A 19,335-nucleotide genomic window follows, 5' to 3' on the forward strand; every position below is an offset into this window, starting at 1 on the left:
TAGCTCAATTGACTTGCTAGCGAGATTATTAATCTCATGTTTGAACGATTGCTCGTTCTGTTTACTCACTCGTTGTTCAGTTTTCAAAGATCAATCAATGTCCCAGTCGTTTCGAACCGGAGGTATATCTTAAGACTCCACTAGCGAACTGTGCAACAACTTGAATTTTCCAATTCCGCTTGTTTCGTTCAACTCGCTTGGCGGACTATTAATGTACCATGTTGTATTCATCCTTGGCAACGTACAAAATATGGAATCAATCAAATATCATCATGTATGCTTACTTCATTTAATCGATCCTTGTTAAGTTAAGGTTAAGTTAAGTTTTATTGTCGGATACATCTTACTTTACTGCAGTACTGTTTAATCCCATCCCAATTTCCCCATATGCATCCTCGACATTTTTTGGGCTGTCTAATTTTAATCTCTGTAAACAAGTGTACTTCTCCCCATTCATTAGGACTCTGGATATTGATGATTAATTTATCCATTGAAAACAAGAATATACCATCGCCATAAGAACGCTAACGATTAGTCGCTTTTTTAGTTATACAAGCTTCTTTTTAAGAATAAGTTGGTTAAGTAAATCATTCATCAACTTCGAGCGAAGAGGTGTCCAAGCTTGAGTACCATGATTAGTTATTTCATTCTGGGTTTATCGCTTGCGGCTCCGATTGGGCCAATTAATGCTGCCCAATTGGACAAGGGGATCAAGCACGGCTTCATGCACGCATGGATAATTGGCATCGGAGCCATCATTGCTGATGCTATATTGATGGCGCTTATTTATTTTGGAGTTGTTCATTTTCTGACTACCCCATTCATGAAAACCTTCTTGTGGTTCTTTGGGTGCTTCGTGCTCATGTATTCGGGAGTCGAGAGCTTAATGAGCGCGGGCAAGCTGAAAGAAGAACATAATCGAAGCGCAGATACGCTTGCGAAATCGTTCTTCTCGGGATTTTTCATGTCCATCTCCAATCCGTTATCCATTCTCTTCTGGCTGGGCATTTACGGATCCGTGTTAGCTGAGACGATCGCCGTATATGATAGAGATCATGTTTTGTTCTATACGGGAATTATGTTTACAGGGCTGCTTGTTTGGGATATCACGTTGGCCAGTTTAGCGAGTACATTTCGGCGGTTTTTAACATATCGCGCGATAACGTTCATTTCCATTATATCCGGCTTATCCCTTATCGGGTTTGGCTTCCATTTTGGGATTAAAGCTTGCCAGGCACTTTTCGGTTGAAGTACTGCTGTTTATGAGGCACACTCTCGGTTTGTTTGCTTGGTCGCATTTAAAATACTTACATATCGATCAGAATAATGGGGAATATTAATTATTAAGGTTGGTGTGAAAGTATCGTTAGAATCGTTAGAATAGAAAGTTAGGTGCACAATGGAAGAGAGAAAAAACTGGGATCTTTTAGCGATCGCCTCTATTCCCCTAATTATGACATTAGGCAACTCCATGCTAATTCCGGTTTTACCTGCCATTCGCAGCAAGTTAGGGATTTCTTCTCTTCAAGTCAGTTTGTTAATCACCATTTATTCAGGCATCGCGATTATCCTCATTCCCCTAGCGGGTTATTTATCCGATCGGTTCGGGAGAAAAAAAATTATTATTCCAAGTTTGATCATTACCGGGGTTGGTGGATTAATTGCCGGTTTAGGAGCTTGGTGGCTGGATCAGTCTTACCTTGTGATTATGTTGGGCCGTTTGTTGCAAGGAGTCGGGGCATCGGGAGCCTTTCCGATTGTTTTGCCGCTGGTAGGTGATATGTTCAAAAAAGATAGCGACGTCAGCAGCAGTTTAGGACTCGTAGAAACCGCCAATACATTTGGTAAAGTCCTAAGTCCAATCCTTGGTTCAGCACTAGCTCAGATTTCATGGTTCCTCCCTTTTATGTCGATACCTGTCTTTTGCGTTATATCTACCATACTAGTTGCATGTCTAGTTAAAACACCCAAAAAAGAGAACAGTGAAACAAACATTTCATTTTCTGAGTTTATCCAAGATATCAAACAATTGTTCAAAGATAACGGTCGTTGGTTATATGCAATTTTTACAATCGGCTGTATATGTATGCTCGTTATTTTTGGGGTGCTGTTTTATCTATCCGACACTTTAGAAGAGAAATACCATCTGGATGGCATTGTGAAAGGTTTGGTTTTGGCTATCCCTCTAGCCGCTTTATGCTTAGCTTCTTATATCATTGGGAAAACGATCGGAAGAAACATGAAGCTAATGAAATGGATCGCTTTTGCCGGCATACTCCTTGTAACAATAAGCCTTTTCTTAAACGGGCTCGTTCATTCATTGAAAATGCTGATCACACTGATTAGTTTTGGCGGCATTGGAATCGGGGTTGCTCTACCTTGTTTGGATGCTTTAATTACTGAAAATATCGAGAAACCGCAGCGAGGAACCATTACGTCGATCTATAGTTCTATGCGATTCATTGGCGTTGCCGCCGGTCCTCCCCTTGCCTCAATCCTCGTTAAGTTCTCGCCTCAGCTCATGTTTTATTCGATCGGGGGGACTGGGGTTATAGCCGCTATTCTGGCGTTGTTTGCTATTAAACCGGATTGTACAAAGCAAGCGGGATGAAGTCGTCACGATGTGTTGTTGGAAATTTCATTGGCTCAATCCCATCTCCCTTTCCACCAAATTCCCCGTTAAAAAGCTATAAATCCGAGCATGATAACTATGCACGACGATCATATGCCGAGAGGGGAAATGACAACAGTGAAAAAGTTTCGTACATTGACAATGACGGTAGCTTTGACAACAGCATTGAGCTTTGGGGCAGTTGGTGCGTATGCAAATACAGGCACCACCTCGGGAACAACGGGGATGGGGACAACAACAACATCTGGCTATACGGGTAGTAATTATGATGCAAGGACAACAACGGATGGGACAATTACACCGATCGGCACTGCCAATCCAACTGGTACTACGACACCAACGTACGGAACAAACAACTATGGTGGCAACAATTTAACGAACCGGATGCACACAACATCGACTTTAACAAACACAAACACGGACCGCGGTCATTATCGTACTTACGCCACTACTACAGACAATAATAGGAATTGGGGATGGCTTGGTTTAGCCGGACTATTAGGTCTCATTGGTCTAAGAGGAAACAACCGCGGCAGAGATGAGAGTTTCAAATAAGAAATCATTGCAAAGGTGTACCTATATAAGGTGCACCTTTTCTTTGTCTGCCTTTATTCATATCTTAATAAATAACCTGGATTCGGTAAGGGGAATACTAATTTTGATTACTTGATAACAAAGGGGTTGGTTATCCATGGTCGGTACTCATGTTGTTGGATTATCATCAACAGAACTTTCGGCATTATGGTCATCTTATGTCAGCGACAGTATCACCGTATGTCTATCCGGGTATCTATTACAAATAACAGAGGACGATGAAATAAAGCCATTAATTGAACGATCATTAAAATTAGCACAAACTCACATGAAAACGATCCAGCATCTCTTTAATAAAGAAAAATTTCCGCTGCCAATCGGCTTTACAGAAGCAGATGTCAATGTTGCGGCTCCCCCTCTCTATTTCGATACATTCCCTCTAAGCTATGTGTACGCGATGAGCCGAATTGGCCTGACCAAATACGCTGCTCTACTATCTAATACAGCTCGGGAGGATGTAAGAAACTATTATACGCAATGCCTGCAGTCGACCTCTGAATTGTACAACGACTCCGTCTCCCTCATGTTAGCCAAAGGAATCTATGATCGACCACCAATGATTCCTTACCCCGAGCATCCTAACTTTATTAAAAAGAAAGAAAACATATTATCTAAATGGTTTGGTCCGCAGAGAACGCTGAATGTCATGGAAATCTCCGAAATGTTCTTCAACATAGAGCGTAACTATTTCGGACTTATCCTTCTTACCTCATTCATACAAGTCGTAAAGGATGAAGCCATAAAGAACTTACTAATCAAAGGAAAAGAATTATCGATGGATCAAATCAAATTTATCAATGATAAGCTCTTTCAAGATGATTTGCTCGGGACTATCATGGTGAATACGGAAGTCACCACATCAACCGTCTCACCCTTCTCAGATAAATTGATCCTGAATCTGATTAACATACTAAATTCAACAGCCCTCATCTATCTTGGTAGTGCCATCTCAGTGACGACACGTCTAGAACAGTCAATGCAGCATTCTCGTTGAATAATATAACGCTCTAAGGGGATTCTATAAATGTTAATTAAAATACTAGTCAAATAGGAGTTGTTACAACTATGGGTATTTTATCCGGCAATCAAAAAGATGAACCGTTGCATTACGGAGAAATCTATGATTTATGGCAGTTTTCAATGACGGCCAAAGGCTGTGTTTCCGCCAACAAAGCATATCGGTATCATGCTGTCGATAATGACCTCAAAAAGATACTCGGCGACATCATTAACCAAGCTGAGCTGGAGATAAGCGAATGTGATACGATTTTGATAGATAACGGCATCGTACCTTCTCCTGCTTTACCGGACAGGCCTGAAACGAAATTAGAAGATATCCCAGCCGGTGTAAAGTTATCGGATCAAGAAATTGCAGCCATGATCGGTGCCGATACTTCCCTTAGCTTAATTGCATGCAGCCAAATTATGGGTAAGGCAACACGAGAAGATATCGGAGCCTTATTCGCTAAATATCACGCAACCAAAGCAGCAATCGGGTTGAAAATATTGAAAACATCCAAAGAAAAAGGTTGGCTGATTCCTCCTCCTCTTCAAATTAAGCGGCCGGAGCTTGTAGAGGCTTAATCATAAAAGCTTAAGGAGATCCTTAGTAATTTATTTACTGAGGGTCTCTTTACGTCATTCTATGATGAATAAGTAGAACGATATTTTGAAAATAATAACTCCGTTGAGGGGTGGGATTTCATGAGAAAAAAAGACATTATTGAATTGATTGATGCTAATGTTAATCAAGTTCAAACTCTAATTCGTGAACGAGTACATATCTGGCATGAATATGTCCTTTTTTCAGATTTATGGTGGTTCGGCGTATTCTTATCTATTGTCCCTTGGGTAATTTGGTTTTTCTTACGAAATAAATACAGTTCTGATCGAATTCTATATGTTGGGTTTTTCGTCATCGTGATCTCACTTCTTCTCGACATTCTAGGCGACCAATTAGGATTCTGGCACTATAGATTCAATGTTATTCCTGTCCTTCCCACTTATTTCCCGTGGGATGTAACACTGATGCCTGTTTCGATCATGTTTCTTATCCAAGTAAAACCTAATACCAGCCCTTATCTCAAAGCCCTTTTCTTTGCATTGCTTACTTCGTACGTTGCAGAACCATTCATAACATGGCTTAAAATATATGAGCCGACAATTTGGAGATATAGCTACTCATTTCCTATTCAATTCATCATCTACTTATTTGCTCATTACATCAGCAGAAGAAATAAATTTGAAAAATTGACTAGTTAGCTGTGAAAAGAAAAAGCAGGCGTGAATGTACGCCTGCTTGACGGGAGCTTGCCATTTTTTATTCTGACGCATGCAACCACTCGGGTCCGACATCGCTCGGCTGTAGAGGCTTGTTCCGAATAGGCGTGTTGGTTACCTCATCCGCTCCGGCGTCCCTGTTTCCTTGAGGGCGGGGCTGGCCATCCATATCCTCTTTTACGGAGTAAACCCCGTTTTTCAATGCATTAATAATCGGACTTGTGCCGCTTGCGCGATATAAACCGTCTTCTGCCAATCCCAGCTGTGGATCTTGCTCAATAATCCCTGCGACCGGCTCAATCCCGAGTTCAGCGCCATGCATGAAATTACCTTCATACATAAGAGCTGCAGAATCGTCGATTACCTTAATTAGAGGAAGCTTAGCGTTCCCGCTTGCCTGGACAACGTTATTGGCAATTATCGTGTCTACAGGCGCTAACGTATTCGTACTGCTTTTTTTATCGCCTACGATGATGTTATTCTCATTGTTCACGAGTGTGTTGTGAGTAATGAGCACATGTTTGACTTGAAAATATTTGTTCAGAGCTGAGTTCGGAATGCCATTGGTTAGAACGATGGCCCCCCGTGTCGTATTGCTGCCCACAATGCCACTGATATAATTGTTGGCTATCACATGGTCTTCGCCAATAACCCGAATCGCGCCGGCATTCGTCTTGCCATTAGCGAAGAAGAAGTTGTTTTCAATGTGCGTTCCATTGCCATGACGGAGGGTGACGGTCGCTGCATTGTTCAAAAACGTATTGCCGCGAATTACATTCTTCCCTGATTTAACCGAAACCATTTCGATTTCTCCATCATTGTTCTCGAACAGGTTGTTCTCTACCGTTGTATAGGAATCCGTGAGCGAATAGGTACTCGTTCCGATTCTCAACGTTTCCGCTTCATTACTAATCACTTGTCCATGATCGTCTTGCAGGATGGGCCGGCCGGCAAAATGGTTGTAATCAATAACATGGTGCTGCTCGCCCGCCTGCTCTCTCCAGACGACCATCGTTGCACCGATGTTTTTCTTGCCTTTGAAGTAGGAATGATCCACCCTGTTATAGCTGCCGTATAATCCAACCCACTTCGTATTCTTTTCGTTGCTTGGAGGATTGTAATCGAGCATTTGGATGTTCGTAAGCCGGGAATGCGTCGCTTCATGATCTCCTACCCTGAACTCAATGACGCCGGAATCATCGATATCTCCCCCATCTTTGAACACCAAACCATCCACCACAAGATAAGATCCTCCGATGTTGAGTGTGGAGGCGCCGCTGAGCACTACCTGACCCGGCGTTTCCGCGCGGAGCGTGATGGGTTTATTGGGCTTGCCTGCACCTTCCATCACAATGGCAGCATCCTTCCATATTCCGTTCCTCATCACAATCGTATCACCAGGTTGCGCTTTGCTCATGGCTGCTGAAAGTTCGTCCGCTGAAGAGACTTTCACGACCGATTCCTCGGCTGATGCACCAAAAGGGATGGAAGAGAAAGCGGTTACAAGACAAAGCGATAATAAGGATTTCCTTAACTTTTTCACTATGCTGCCTCCTTTATGTAGAATCTACAGCTATTATCCTATATTTTCCTGGAGAAGATTATGGTTTTTTTTAGCTTGACTGTGGATTTATTTGGTAAGTAGTCTTCCAGAAGATATAAAAAAAACAGTTATCTCCGCATAGAGATAACTGTCATTTAGGAGGGTACCGCGAATAAGAATTATCCAATTGATTCCTGAAAATCACTCAACGTTATAAACCAATATTACAACTAATGATACTGCCCCGTTATATGTTCATTCGAATCTCTCAATAACTTGGAGAGCAGTACAATTTGGCCGGCATGATAGCCATAGTGTGACGCAACCTGAACAAGGAGCCGGCTGATCACTCTCACTTCATAAGTCTCATTCTCTGAAGCGTTAACCTGAAGCATTCGGTTCCAATCCTCCAAGTCATAACGGATGATGACCTCCCTTTTTAAATCCTCCTCGGACAAAACGGATAGTATACTCGCTGACTCGGAACGTGTCCTTAATAGTAGACTAATCAATTCATCCTTCGATACGCCGCCTTCAGAAGCAAATTCTTGCGTGCGTTCCCGAACGAACGGTTTGTTTCCAATGGCACTTATGAAATTTTGGTACTCGTTTCCTGCTAAATGCAAGATTAGGTTACCAATGCTGTTCACGGAGTCCTTCATTTTAGTCCAAATGAGTTCGTCATCAAGATGGTATAAACTCTTAATAATGCGATCGAGCTGCTTGTTCATATCTTCGAGTACATGCTTGGTCAAGTCTAGCACGATGATTTCCCCTCTCAGCTTTTTTATTGGGATCCATAGTCATTCAACTATTTCTGTAAAAAAAGCAATTTCCGCACTTGCTCATTTCTCAACCAAAGGCCTCCCCAGACCAACACGGCAAGATAAACAGGAAACAAGACGTTAGAAAAAAGCGGGGCATCTAGACGAATATGTGTCGCAATCACACCGCCAAAATAGCCCGTCATCACCACTGCGCCTAAGACCGAAGTCCGGGGTATTGCATAAAGAATCGTTGAAAGAAGTCCAAGAATACCAATTAAGACAATATGATGTTCTTGGTAACCAAGGGAAACCGTAGATTCAACAACGAACGCAGGTTTAAATAATTTCATAATACTATCAAGCAGCATGAATAAGATCGCTACCCCGCTCATCACCCTTGACGTCCAAAGTCTGCCTTTAGAAATTGTTTTTGTCATCGTTCATCTCTCCTTATCATTTGTTCCTTCTAAGCATACAACGAATGAGCTATTTACAAATCGACAAAAGGAAAAAAATTTTTTTCGAGTTAAATAACGATAAGCCGAAACAAGGAAAATGCCTGCAAATACAACAAACTCCGGACCAGCTGCCAACAGGCTGCAGATCCGGAGTTTACTTCTTACTTTGTCGAAGCTGTATTCGTGTAATTAATTTTTAACCAGTCAGCCGTACCAAAATCCACTTTTTTGGAGATACCGGCGTATTGGACGACGGTTGGCACAACACTATTGAGCGGAACGGTTTGGTAGGCATATGGCAATTTCTCGTTGTAATCGTAAGTGAATGTAAACGGCGTGCTTGGCGGTGCCGTTTTGCTCATGTTCTCTACGCCGACAATATGGGAAGACCACGCCCATTTCCCGATGGTTGATTTGTCATACCAAGTGATCCCCTTGGTAAACATGTTATTGCCATCGTTATCCCAGCTGCTTCCAATATAAGATCCGCTGCTATTCGTTACTTTGGAGTTTACAATTAAGCTATGGTTGAGCGCGTCTTTGAACAACTCATTAAATGGCGCACTCATGTTGCCAATATCGTCACCTTGGCGTTCTGCGCCAATTAGCGGTTCGTTGAAACCATTATACACATTCGTATCTGCGGCTATCGATGCGCCATTTCTTGCATTCACTCCGCGTGATAACGTATCTCCGCCGTATTTGGAAATAGCGGGTACTCGATTCATAATATCTTGATGCGACGAGTCATCGAAAAAATTATTATAGATATGGCCTGTACCTTGACGAATCATCGGCAGCCGCTGTCCAACATTCGTATATCGATTGTACGCCATGGTCAATCTGAGTCTTTGGTTTCCATCCTTGACCTCGACTCCGGTAGGACTTATATAGTTCGTATAATCCTTATCGCCGGAACCAACCAAATGAACTTTCGAATGATAAGCGGCATAAGCCATAATCTGATTTTTGGTAGCGCCCTCATTGCGCATTTTATAGTAAACGCTTGTTGAAGGATCCAATGTACCGGCTGTATATTTTTGCTCCATGAACTCGATGGACTGATAAATTGAACTGCTCTCATCCGGATTCTCCGTTGCTTCCAATCCGAATTTATTCCAAGAGAACGTGACATTGGATGCTCCGTTTTCCATGTCAATCATCCCATCTGCCGCGATCGAGAACTGACAGTGGTCTATCCACACATTGTTGGCGCCATTCACCTTGATGAAAGACCAGCCTACCTCTTTATGCTTGCCCGAGTCGTCCCATTGCCACATTTCATCAAATTTGAGATTCCTTAAGACAAGATCGTTAGATGTTCCTTGCAGCTTAATTTCCGCATGCTTAATGGTCTTGCCTGTTGTTGAGAAGATGGTTAGTCCATCTACATTCGCAATACTTAATTTAGATACACCGGAAGCGATTAGCAATGGATTCGTAAATCCGTTCGATGGCTTCGGATAATTGGTTATGAAGCTATACTTCGATCTTTCGGTTGAATCTAAGGCTAATTCCGTCCATCCTAAATTAATGTCATCCGCCACTTCAATGACTTTGACGGATCCTTGACTCGCGTCCAGAATAGCCTGCAGAAACTCTTTTCCATTATGAACCGTACGATAATAGGAAGTACCGATATAATGGCTTCGATCTTTTACACCTGAAGAAGCATAGCCGGGTACAGACAGAAAGCTGGAATCATAGTTCTTCTCAACCTTCGTTGAATTAGGAATTGTGGTGATTACCGCGGCCTCTGCTACACTGCCAGTAACGATGTACGATGAAGTCACCAGTAGACTCCCCACTACCAAACTGCCTAATACTTTTTTCATCATCATTAAATCCCTCCTTCAAATTGTAACTACACCCCGAGAGCCGTTATCTGCCACCTGTATCCGGCTTTCCCGCCCTCAACAAATGAAGCGCTTCCAATCTTTGCGGGAAAGATTTCATTTCCATACAAGGAAAGATGAAGCGATGCCTTGGGGTTAATGCTCATTTGTGAAAAAAAGTAATAATTACTCGAATTATAGCATGGGTATGTCCATTATCTATGGGGGGAATCGCTCATTGTTATGGTATGAAACCTTCAATTCTCACCTAAGCTATAACGGGCCAAAAAAAAGCTGACACCGTTTAGAACGATGCCAGCTTCTCGCCTACTCGAAAAGAGCAAAAAATTTCGAAACCCGGCTATCTTATGCCCGCCTCCGCCAGTTTCACGTCCAGGATCGCCTTCTGGCGCAAATGGTGTCTGCTGTGCATGCTAACCATCTCAAACCATTCACGCGCATGAAGCCAACCAAACCAACCATGGCGCACCTTGCAAGCTGGATTTGCCTCATCTACACGCCCCGCCCAGTAGGTCAGCTTCTCTCGAACCTGCTCTAGGCCAGCGATGATTTCTTCCTTACTCTCGGGGTTTCTTGTCGCGTTGGGCGGTTCCTCAAGTTTCACAGGGATATTGGGCCACTCTTTTTCGGCAAGCGCCTTCGTTCCGTCTTCCGTCTTGCCTGCAGTCTCTTCGTGTGCTGCCTTGGTGCATGTTTCCATATGCCCGATGTACTCTTTCGCCACTTCGATCACGTGGATATACATTTGCCCGAGCGACCATACGTTTTCTTCACTTTTAAATCGCAGCTGCTCGATTGAATAGTTGTCCAGATTTCGTATGTATTGCTCGATGATAGCCGAAGACTCCTTCAACATCCGTATCCTCTCCTCCCCAATCCCCCCAACCTTCCTAATGAAAATTATATCGTGTGATCTGATTTAAAATCAATTCAAAGATCATCCCTTAACCAACCTTGCGCAGCTGCGGCTACCCAGCGAATTAGCTCAGATAGCGGTGACCTTTCCACATGGTGAAACCGTTCCGGTTCTTCGTCATTCTCCCCCAATGCTACGGTGAATTGCGCTTCTTGAATCCAATGATGCCGGTAAAAGTCACGTCCTTTAATCAGTATCTTATCCTTATATACCTCTACATACAGTCCCTCGCTTTCGTTGGGCCCCAGTGCCGTTTCACCGCCGTGGCCATCGTCTGTCCAGGGCTGATGCACGGAAGATGAATTGACCATCGTGAACGGGTCCCGCACAAGCGTATCCTTCAGCTTCAACTCCCAATGGGTGTGCCCGGAAAAGAAAATCACCTGCGGGTAATCCGACAATATTCGTTTCAATTCCTCATGTTGAACGACCGCTCTATTATTCGTACAGCAGAAATGCGTGCCTGCCACACTATAGGGCAATGGTTGATGCAAAAACACGAAGACGGGCTTCGCCGCATCAACATCTTCCTTCAGCTTCGTTCTCAACCAGTCCAGCTGCTTAGGCGATAGGTAGGCATCTTCCAAGTTAGCCTCATTGGATTGACGATACTGCTCCGAACCAAGAAAAATAAAATGGTACCCCTTCATCTTCCGGTCATAGTAGACTTGTTGTTCACCGGTAAGCTGCAAGAATCGGTGTATCGATGCTTGCTCCGTTTCCTTGTTCGGAAATGTATCGGCATTCCAAGCATCATTGGCGTCGTACCAAGCTTGATAAAATTCATGATTCCCAATCGTCAGCGCAAGGTTCTTCGGATGCGGATTCGCCTTCAGCAATTCATCTAATTTGTCATAGTCAGATGACATTCCGTTTGTTAAATCCCCGTTGATGACGAGGAGATCGGAATTCGGATTCAACTCGTTTAAGTCACGCAGAGCAGCAGCGAACTTATGTTGGGACTGCTCGTCCCAAGACTGCACATGAATATCGCTAATAACGGGGAAAGATAGTTGCGGCTTCTCCTCACCCTGCGCACTGAAAGGTACTGTGAATAAAGCTAGTGATAATCCCCATCTCAAAAAACTTGTTTTCACGCCCACCACACTCCATTTCCATCCATGATGATGTCTGATATTCATTACCACCATAAGCTTTGAATGTAAACAGGAGATTTGGCGCAGCTAAAGCTTATATGAACGCTTGGAGGGCTCTTCATATCGCTTTCACCCAACTTGACAGGATTCGACCCTTGTTGAGCTATCTTCCTTTTTTTCCATATTGAAAAAAAATGCCCCTCCCTCTAAGGTGAACTTAGTAGGAGGGATTTCGATGCTTAGAAAGTTATTTCACAGTTATAAATGGAGGAAACTCAGAGTTTGCATTTGGAAGAAACGGCTGCACCGTCAAATACAAATCCTATCACGGCGGTATTCTCCTGCTATCCCCTGCCAGTTACATGTTACCTCAGGGCCATTTTATGGCGGTTCGGTCTTGGTTGACCGTCAATGTAGAAGAGCCACCCTCTTTATTCATATTTCCAGTGACCGATATTTGAGCTCCGATGAAAGGCTTGTGATATCCCGATACTCGATTAAGAAGAATGACCTGCCCTATTTTATTCTCTATCATGAATTTTTTCATCTTCTCGATACTTTAGATTATTTGCAGAAACATCACAAGAAGAACCTCGGCACTTATCAAGCCGCACTGAAAGCTGCTGTTCAGCAAGCAACGAACTACCGCAATCTTGATGTAGAACAGCGCGCAGATGATTTTGCTTATCAGGAATATGTGAAGCAACGCAAAAAGGCCGGTTAAACCGGCCCTTACCATTCGAGTTTCTTCGCTTTCTCTTTGATATAATCGGCCGTCCTTAGCGCCAATGACATGACCGTATTCGTTGGGTTGCCGGCGCCCGAGGTGACGAAAATACTCGCATCGCAGACGAAAAGATTAGGAATATCATGCGTTTGTCCATATGAATTCACAACAGATGACTGTGGATCGTTCCCCATCCGACACCCTCCCATCATATGAGCGGTATCTGGAATGACGAATTCCACTGTGCCGCCGGCGGCCTCAAGAATTGCGCTCATGTTACTGACCGCATGATCAATGAGTTTGGTATCATTATCGCCGTAACTAAATGTCACTTTGGCTCTTGGCAATCCGTACTCATCTTTTTCGTCCGCTAAAGTCACCCGGTTCGCTGCATTTGGCAGAACTTCGCCAACCAGAGTAACTCGACCATAGTAATTGTAATCGAGCAATGTCTCCCTGAATCTTTCCCCCCAAATCGGCCCTCCCTTGGCCTTAGCAATTCCGCTGGCGAAAGCAACGGGTCTTGCTCCGTGCGCATGCAGGGTATAACCACGGACGAAATTGTTATGAGGGTCGGTGCGGTAAAAGTCTTGGGTGGTTGCCAAAACGGGAGTCCCTTTGTATAGCCTGATTTCTTGATCGAATTTGGCATAGACGTCCTGACTGCTGTGCACCATAATGGATTTCCCTACCATGCCGCTGCTGTTGGCTAATCCATCTGCAAATTGGGCATTCGCAGAATGGAGAAGCAGGCGAGGCGTCTCGACGACAAAAGCCGATAGTATAACCAGCTTTGCTCTTTGTTCATACGTTTTCCCATCGTGAACGAAGGTGACTCCTTTGGCTTTGCCATCCTTCCCCATCAGTACTTGCGTGACCATACAATCGGCCAGCACTTCTGCTCCGGCTTTGATCGCTTTGGGAATATGAACGATCAACGTGCTGAATTTGGCGTCCGGCATACATCCTTGATTGCAAAACCCTCGATTAATGCACGGAGGGCGGCCTTCGAACGGTGCGGAGAGGATCGCAAGCGGCGGAACCGACGAACGAATGCCGAGCTTCTCACAGCCTTTCATGAACATATAAGCGTTCGGGCTAAGCGGCTCCCTTTCCGGGTAAGGGTAGGGTCCGTGATACTCCCCCCAAGGAAAGTGCTTCGGACCGGATACGGCAATTTCTTTTTCAATTCTGGTGTAATACGGTTCCAAGTCCGTATAATCGATCGGCCAATCGTCCCCAACGCCATCCATGGATTTGACCTTGAAGTCCGATTGGTGAAACCGCAAGAAGACAGCTGTAAAGTGGACGGTGCCGCCGCCGATCCCGCGCCCCGAGTTATTGTGTCCCATCTGCAAGGGGTCATTCCCATCTACAATTCGGGTGTCCTGCCAACCCAGATTCTTCATAGAGAGCTCATCGCTGGCGAAATCTTTCTGCGGATCCCGGAAGGGTCCCGCGTCTAAGACGACAACACGCATGCCGGCTTCGCTTAATTCTTTGGCCAGCACGCCGCCCGCCGCCCCGGCCCCTACGATTACCACATCTACTTCTTCACCTTCGTATCTGCGTTCTATCATCGTTGTGGTTTCGCCTCCCAAGGATCCAATTGGCCTATCTCCGTTCGTACATATCCTCGCGGATAAGCCGGGCCTGCATAACCGATCTCCGACCATACATTCGGATGCGAGCAATAGGATTCTAATGTCAAATTCATCAGCTTCTTGAATAGTTCTTTCTGCGGTATAGGGCTCCAAATATGTTGAGGTTCGGCCATAGACGCGCTTATCGATTGTAAATATTGTATTTGCTCTTGGGTATCCAGTTCGGTATAAGCGGCATCGTATGTCAGGCGTGCCCCTTGCTCAATGGCGCCAAGACCTGACCTGACTAACTCGGAGGCATGGGGTACGCCGACTTTTCTCTGACTTTCTCCCGGCGATTGATGAAGGGTCTGATCAATATGAACCAAAATATAATCCAATACATCGGCTCTCTGATCATTAACTAGGATCGAACAGATTCGTCGGAGTAACTTCGTTTCCGGTTCGGTAAGAAAATGAAAGGTGATCTCCGAATTCAGCCGCGAGGTTACGATAGATTGCGTATGATCGTCCCACGCATCCTGTTCGTCCATGACATCGAAAGAAGGATAGTGGCCAATTTGGGTCATGAGATCACCAAACTTTCCAGTACATCGCGATCAAGCCGAGAACACTGAGCGCCGAGAACATTAACGGCAGCGTGACCGGCGGTCCGATGAGAAAGTTGCGTAAAGCCCATCCGCCAACTCGAATGCCTACCCCTCTGAAGTGGAAATAGAATCCAATCAAACCGGCTACCGTACCGAACCACATGAGAACCATAAACAAGTTGTGCAGCCAAGCAGCGTTATACCAGGCTAACACCAGACCCGCTATCAGGAAAATCGGTGAAGAAATGACGGGTACCCACATCGCTTTATGGGTGAAATTTTGCCGATAATGAAACATCGTAACTTGAATACCAATCACGAGAAAAGCCAAACTGACAAACAAGATTAACACTCTGTCGAGTGACCATGCTGACCAATTCATCGTAACCCCTCTTTCTTCGCAGTATTGTCGTTTCAAATTATTTCCTCGAGTTACCAAATATATTCTGCATATACGCACATACTAGGTGGAAATGAGACAAGGAGTTCAAAAATATCGATGTTAACGACTGCAGATAACCATTCATCAAAAAGGGTGACTCCGACGCAGCAGCCTTACACGGTCGCTGAGTTGATCCTTGAGCAGCTCAGTATCTTAGGCGTTGAACGGATTTATGGCGTCGTGGGCGATGCCATTTTCGGACTCATGGATGCTATAGCTAAGCATAAAACGATTTCGTTCATCGCGGTTAGACACGAATCCGTCGCCTCCTTAATGGCTTCTGCCGAGGCCAAGCTAACAGGACGGCTGGGTGTCTGTATCTCACAGATGGGTCCAGGGCTGGCCAATCTTCTCAATGGCTTAGGCGACGCCTACTTGGATAAAGCCCCTGTGCTAGCCATTAGCGGACAAGCACCGCTTCGCAAAATCGGGACATTCTATAAGCAATATATCAATCAGCAGGTATTGGCAGATGCCCTAGCTCCCTATAGCCAACTCATCGTTCATCCGGACGCGGTCATCGACGCCTTGAAACAGGCCGTACACACATCTTGCTTGCATCGAACGGTATCACACTTATCCATTCCTGCGGATCTATTCGCGATGGCTACTACTGCGCAGCCTTTTGAACGTCCGTCTAATCCTACCCTTTTACCCGGTACGGAGACTGTACAGCAGATCCTGTCTCTCATAAGCACTGCGATGCAGCCTATGATTCTGGTAGGCGATGCGGCCCAGGCCGCTCAAACATCGATTCAGACTTTTGCGGAAATATGGGGCTGCGGTATCGCCTTAAGCTATGGGGCCACAGGCGCCATCCCGGACAACAACCCATGGTTGTTAGGCTGGCTAGGCGAAGGCGGGAACCCCTCCCTCACCCATTTGTTTCAAAAGGCGGATGTTATACTTGTGATCGAATCCTCTTGGTGGCCGGATGGTGATGTTCCTCACACTGCGCAAGTGATCCAAATCGCCAAGCATCAAGATGACATCGGTATCGCCGTTCCCGTTGATATCGGGTGTATCGGAGATCCCGCGAAGATCATGCCGCAGCTGATAGCAGGTTTACAAGGACATCTGCCCAATCAAGCTTGGCTTGACCAGGTTCGGGCAGGCAAACAGCGATGGTCCGAGCAAACCGACAAGGAACGCAATCAATCCTCCTCTCCGCTTCACCCTGCAAACGTCATTCACCTGATGGAGCAGCATCTGGACGATGATGCGATTGTAGCTTTGGATGAGGGCGATGCAACACTCTGGTTTCTAAGGAATTTCCGGCCTGGACATCAAAGGGTTCTGCTCTCGAGCAGATGGCGTACCATGGGCTTCGGTCTGCCTGCAGCCATGTCCGCCAAACTATGCTCCCCGGATAAACAAGTCATCTGCATCACAGGAGACGGCGGTCTAGGCATGGTTATGGCTGACTTGATTACCGCTGCACAATATCAGCTGGCAATAACCGTTGTTGTTTATAATAACGGTACTCTGCAAATGGAGCGGGATAAAATGTTCTTGAAAGGTTTGCAGCCTGAAGGAACCGAATTGACCAATCCTGACTTTGCTAGGGTGGCGGAAGCTTGCGGTTGGGATGGCTACACAATTAGGAACTCTGATGAGTTCAATGAAGCCTTTCTGCAATCGCGGTCAAGCAGTAAACCCGTATTGCTTGATGTTAAGATCGGCCGGATTCCGTTCCCGGAATTCCCCAAACAACCATCATGAGGAGAGCAACCTATGACATCGAACACAACGCAGAATTCGAGTGGCTTACTTTCACCGATGAAACCACTGCCCCCATACCAAGCACAGCACCAGGAGCAGCAGCCCGGTATTGAATCACGGATGAACCCGCGCCCCGTATTTGATAATCCTGACTACACAGGCAGCGGCAAGCTGAAGGATAAAGTGGCCATTATTACCGGAGGGGATAGCGGACAAGGGCGGGCCATTGCCTGCGCTTATGCCAAGGAAGGCGCCGATATCGTGATCGTCTATCTGAACGAGCATTCAGATGCGGAGGAAACGAAGCAATATGTGGAACAATATGGCCGCCAATGTGTGACCATGGCTGGAGATATCGGGAACGAGGCGTTTTGCAAGCAAATCGTGACCGAAACGATAGCGAAATTCGGCAGGCTGGATATACTCGTTAACAACGCTGCGGAGCAGCATGTACAGATCAGCTTGGAACATATCACTTCCGAGCAAATGGAGAGAACGTTCCGGACCAATTTTTACTCCATTTTTTATTTATCCAAAGCCGTATTACCTCATATGAAGCCGGGCAGCACGATCATCAATGCGGCATCCTTAACGGCCTATGAAGGGAACGAGCAATTAATCGATTATTCGGCGACCAAAGGAGCCATTGTCGCCTTCACACGTTCCTTATCCAAGTCTCTTATCGCGAGTGGTATACGCGTTAACGGCGTCGTCCCTGGAACGATATGGACACCGCTAATTCCGGCCTCTTTCCCGCCGGATCAGGTTGCAAACTGGGGCGCACAAACGCCGATGAAACGTGCAGGCCAGCCCTATGAGATCGCCCCTGCCTACGTTTATCTGGCTTCGGATGATTCCTCTTATGTATCCGGCCAATTTGTTCATATTACCGGAGGCGTGATTTCGAATGGATAATGGGGAGACGCTCCCCATTGATTTAATCTCTGGAGGTCGTACTATTGCTAATTCGTAAAATTGATACCTTTCCACTCTTTTACCGCCTTCCCAAGCCGTATGGGGATGCCAATGGAATGAAAACCTATCGCACCTGTTATCTGATTCGTATCACGACAAACTCAGGTGTCGAAGGTTGGGGAGAATGTATCGATTGGTTGCCTACCGTACATAAAGGCTTTCAAGAACGAATCATCCCCTATTTGATTGGCAAATGTGCTGCAGATCGGAATACCATCGTGTCGACATTGAAGAAATGGCACTCCCGTTCATCAGCCGCAGTCAGCATGGCATTAACCGAGATACTGGCCAAGACCAACCATTTATCCGTGTGTGACCTCTGGGGAGGCAAGTTTCGGGAGAAAGTGCCCGTATATGCTTCGTTTCAAAGCTATTCGGATGAAAGCCATTGGCAAAAGGTCTCTCTGAGCGGTATTGAGCAAGCAATCAACGAAGGATTTAACAAGATTAAAGTAAAGATAGGCGGGAAATCCATATCGGAAGATCAGCAGCATATCCTTAAGGTTCAAGAGGTGCTGCAAGGCAAGATTGAACTGGCATTGGATGCCAATCAAAGCTATGATGCCATTGCCGTTCTACGTTGGCAGTCATTACTTGCTTCATGGGATAATTTGCTGTGGCTCGAAGAGCCACTGGAGGTTAAGCGCGTCACAGAATACGCAGCGTTAAGACAGCGCTTGTCCACGCCCCTTGCCGGAGGAGAAAATATCGGAACAACAGCAGACTATCTGCCTATTTGCTGCCAGCATGCTCTTGATTTCATCACGCCGGATCCTATGCATGAGAAGGGCATTGACGGATACAGGGATACGTTAAGTCTTGCCAGAAGCTTTGGCGTTCGCGTAACACCGCATTCCTATGATGGTGCCCTGTCAAGGTTATATGCGCTTATGGCTCAAGCCTGTGTGGAACCTTGGAGTAAAATGGAGCATGACGCCATCGAACCCGTAGAATGGGATGCCATGGAGAACCCTTTTACCAAATTATTGCCCCTCTATCCTACGAATAGTGAAATCACGCTACCCAGTGGCAGTGGAATTGGGCTCGAAATTGACCTTGAGCTGCTTGCATTCTATCAATGGGACGGGAATCGTTATGGATAATTCAAAAAAACAAGGAGCCTGTACTCCTT

At 45.4% G+C, this 19,335-nt stretch carries 19 protein-coding genes; 10 read left to right on the forward strand and 9 right to left on the reverse strand.

Going from position 1 to position 19,335, the window contains the following annotated elements; all coding sequences use genetic code 11:
* Positions 1-622 precede the first annotated feature (622 nt).
* The 6 genes from J2X61_RS28995 (at position 623) to J2X61_RS29020 (ending at position 5,488) form a co-directional block, all read left to right on the forward strand.
* Positions 623-1,249 carry a LysE family transporter gene (locus J2X61_RS28995; RefSeq protein WP_274471651.1) on the forward strand — a complete coding sequence of 209 codons (627 nt, stop codon included), beginning with the start codon at positions 623-625 and terminating at the stop codon, positions 1,247-1,249.
* 150 nt (positions 1,250-1,399) lie between these two features.
* Positions 1,400-2,611: a bacillibactin exporter BcbE gene (bcbE, locus tag J2X61_RS29000; protein WP_310193015.1), complete on the forward strand. Its 1,212-nt coding sequence runs from the start codon at positions 1,400-1,402 to the stop codon at positions 2,609-2,611.
* A 129-nt stretch (positions 2,612-2,740) separates the two neighbouring features.
* Positions 2,741-3,187 (forward strand): hypothetical protein, encoded by a 447-nt coding sequence (locus J2X61_RS29005; RefSeq protein WP_310193019.1) that lies wholly within the window; start codon positions 2,741-2,743, stop codon positions 3,185-3,187.
* Positions 3,188-3,323: 136 nt separating this feature from the next.
* Positions 3,324-4,220 carry a DUF3231 family protein gene (locus J2X61_RS29010; protein ID WP_310193020.1) on the forward strand — a complete coding sequence of 299 codons (897 nt, stop codon included), beginning with the start codon at positions 3,324-3,326 and terminating at the stop codon, positions 4,218-4,220.
* A 71-nt stretch (positions 4,221-4,291) separates the two neighbouring features.
* Entirely contained in the window at positions 4,292-4,810 is a 519-nt protein-coding gene (locus J2X61_RS29015) for a DUF3231 family protein (protein WP_274471647.1), read from the forward strand.
* A gap of 120 nt (positions 4,811-4,930) precedes the next feature.
* Entirely contained in the window at positions 4,931-5,488 is a 558-nt protein-coding gene (locus J2X61_RS29020) for a CBO0543 family protein (RefSeq protein ID WP_274471646.1), read from the forward strand.
* A 58-nt stretch (positions 5,489-5,546) separates the two neighbouring features.
* Here J2X61_RS29020 and J2X61_RS29025 read toward each other — a convergent pair whose 3' ends face one another.
* The 6 genes from J2X61_RS29025 to J2X61_RS29050 form a co-directional block, all read right to left on the reverse strand.
* A complete protein-coding gene (locus J2X61_RS29025) occupies positions 5,547-7,049 on the reverse strand; it encodes a polysaccharide lyase 6 family protein (protein ID WP_310193022.1) in 1,503 nt (500 codons plus the stop codon).
* A 230-nt stretch (positions 7,050-7,279) separates the two neighbouring features.
* Positions 7,280-7,813, reverse strand: a complete 534-nt coding sequence (locus tag J2X61_RS29030; RefSeq protein WP_310193024.1) for a DUF1572 family protein — start codon at positions 7,811-7,813, stop codon at positions 7,280-7,282.
* Between the two features lie 47 nt (positions 7,814-7,860).
* The gene (locus tag J2X61_RS29035) at positions 7,861-8,253 is read right to left on the reverse strand and encodes a DoxX family protein (RefSeq protein ID WP_274471643.1); all 393 of its coding nucleotides are present in this window, start codon (positions 8,251-8,253) and stop codon (positions 7,861-7,863) included.
* A gap of 182 nt (positions 8,254-8,435) precedes the next feature.
* Positions 8,436-10,109: a pectate lyase family protein gene (locus J2X61_RS29040; RefSeq protein WP_310193026.1), complete on the reverse strand. Its 1,674-nt coding sequence runs from the start codon at positions 10,107-10,109 to the stop codon at positions 8,436-8,438.
* 361 nt (positions 10,110-10,470) lie between these two features.
* Positions 10,471-10,986: a DinB family protein gene (locus J2X61_RS29045; RefSeq protein WP_274471641.1), complete on the reverse strand. Its 516-nt coding sequence runs from the start codon at positions 10,984-10,986 to the stop codon at positions 10,471-10,473.
* A gap of 74 nt (positions 10,987-11,060) precedes the next feature.
* Positions 11,061-12,143 (reverse strand): metallophosphoesterase family protein, encoded by a 1,083-nt coding sequence (locus tag J2X61_RS29050; RefSeq protein WP_396135522.1) that lies wholly within the window; start codon positions 12,141-12,143, stop codon positions 11,061-11,063.
* A gap of 235 nt (positions 12,144-12,378) precedes the next feature.
* Between J2X61_RS29050 and J2X61_RS29055 the strand changes: the two genes are divergently transcribed.
* On the forward strand, positions 12,379-12,867 hold the full coding sequence (locus J2X61_RS29055) for a hypothetical protein (RefSeq protein ID WP_310193031.1): 489 nt from the start codon (positions 12,379-12,381) through the stop codon (positions 12,865-12,867).
* Positions 12,868-12,875: 8 nt separating this feature from the next.
* Here J2X61_RS29055 and J2X61_RS29060 read toward each other — a convergent pair whose 3' ends face one another.
* From J2X61_RS29060 to J2X61_RS29070, 3 genes are read right to left on the reverse strand one after another with little or no spacing between them, the layout of a single operon-like run.
* A complete protein-coding gene (locus tag J2X61_RS29060; protein ID WP_274471639.1) occupies positions 12,876-14,450 on the reverse strand; it encodes a GMC family oxidoreductase in 1,575 nt (524 codons plus the stop codon).
* Positions 14,447-15,043 (reverse strand): gluconate 2-dehydrogenase subunit 3 family protein, encoded by a 597-nt coding sequence (locus J2X61_RS29065; RefSeq protein ID WP_310193034.1) that lies wholly within the window; start codon positions 15,041-15,043, stop codon positions 14,447-14,449. The genes J2X61_RS29060 and J2X61_RS29065 overlap by 4 nt, the downstream gene beginning before the upstream one ends.
* A 4-nt stretch (positions 15,044-15,047) precedes the next feature.
* Positions 15,048-15,446, reverse strand: coding sequence for a hypothetical protein (locus J2X61_RS29070; RefSeq protein ID WP_310193037.1), 399 nt, complete (start codon positions 15,444-15,446; stop codon positions 15,048-15,050).
* A gap of 117 nt (positions 15,447-15,563) precedes the next feature.
* Here J2X61_RS29070 and J2X61_RS29075 point away from each other — a divergent pair, with 117 nt between their 5' ends.
* The 3 genes from J2X61_RS29075 to J2X61_RS29085 are packed head-to-tail and all read left to right on the forward strand — an operon-like array spanning position 15,564 to position 19,306.
* Positions 15,564-17,228: a thiamine pyrophosphate-binding protein gene (locus tag J2X61_RS29075; RefSeq protein ID WP_310193039.1), complete on the forward strand. Its 1,665-nt coding sequence runs from the start codon at positions 15,564-15,566 to the stop codon at positions 17,226-17,228.
* A gap of 57 nt (positions 17,229-17,285) precedes the next feature.
* Positions 17,286-18,143, forward strand: coding sequence for an SDR family oxidoreductase (locus tag J2X61_RS29080; protein WP_310193274.1), 858 nt, complete (start codon positions 17,286-17,288; stop codon positions 18,141-18,143).
* Positions 18,144-18,187: 44 nt separating this feature from the next.
* On the forward strand, positions 18,188-19,306 hold the full coding sequence (locus tag J2X61_RS29085) for a mandelate racemase/muconate lactonizing enzyme family protein (protein ID WP_274471635.1): 1,119 nt from the start codon (positions 18,188-18,190) through the stop codon (positions 19,304-19,306).
* Positions 19,307-19,335 lie beyond the last annotated feature (29 nt).

This window comes from Bacillus sp. 3255 (genome assembly GCF_031456485.1).
Taxonomy (GTDB): Bacteria; Bacillota; Bacilli; order Paenibacillales; family NBRC-103111; genus Paenibacillus_E.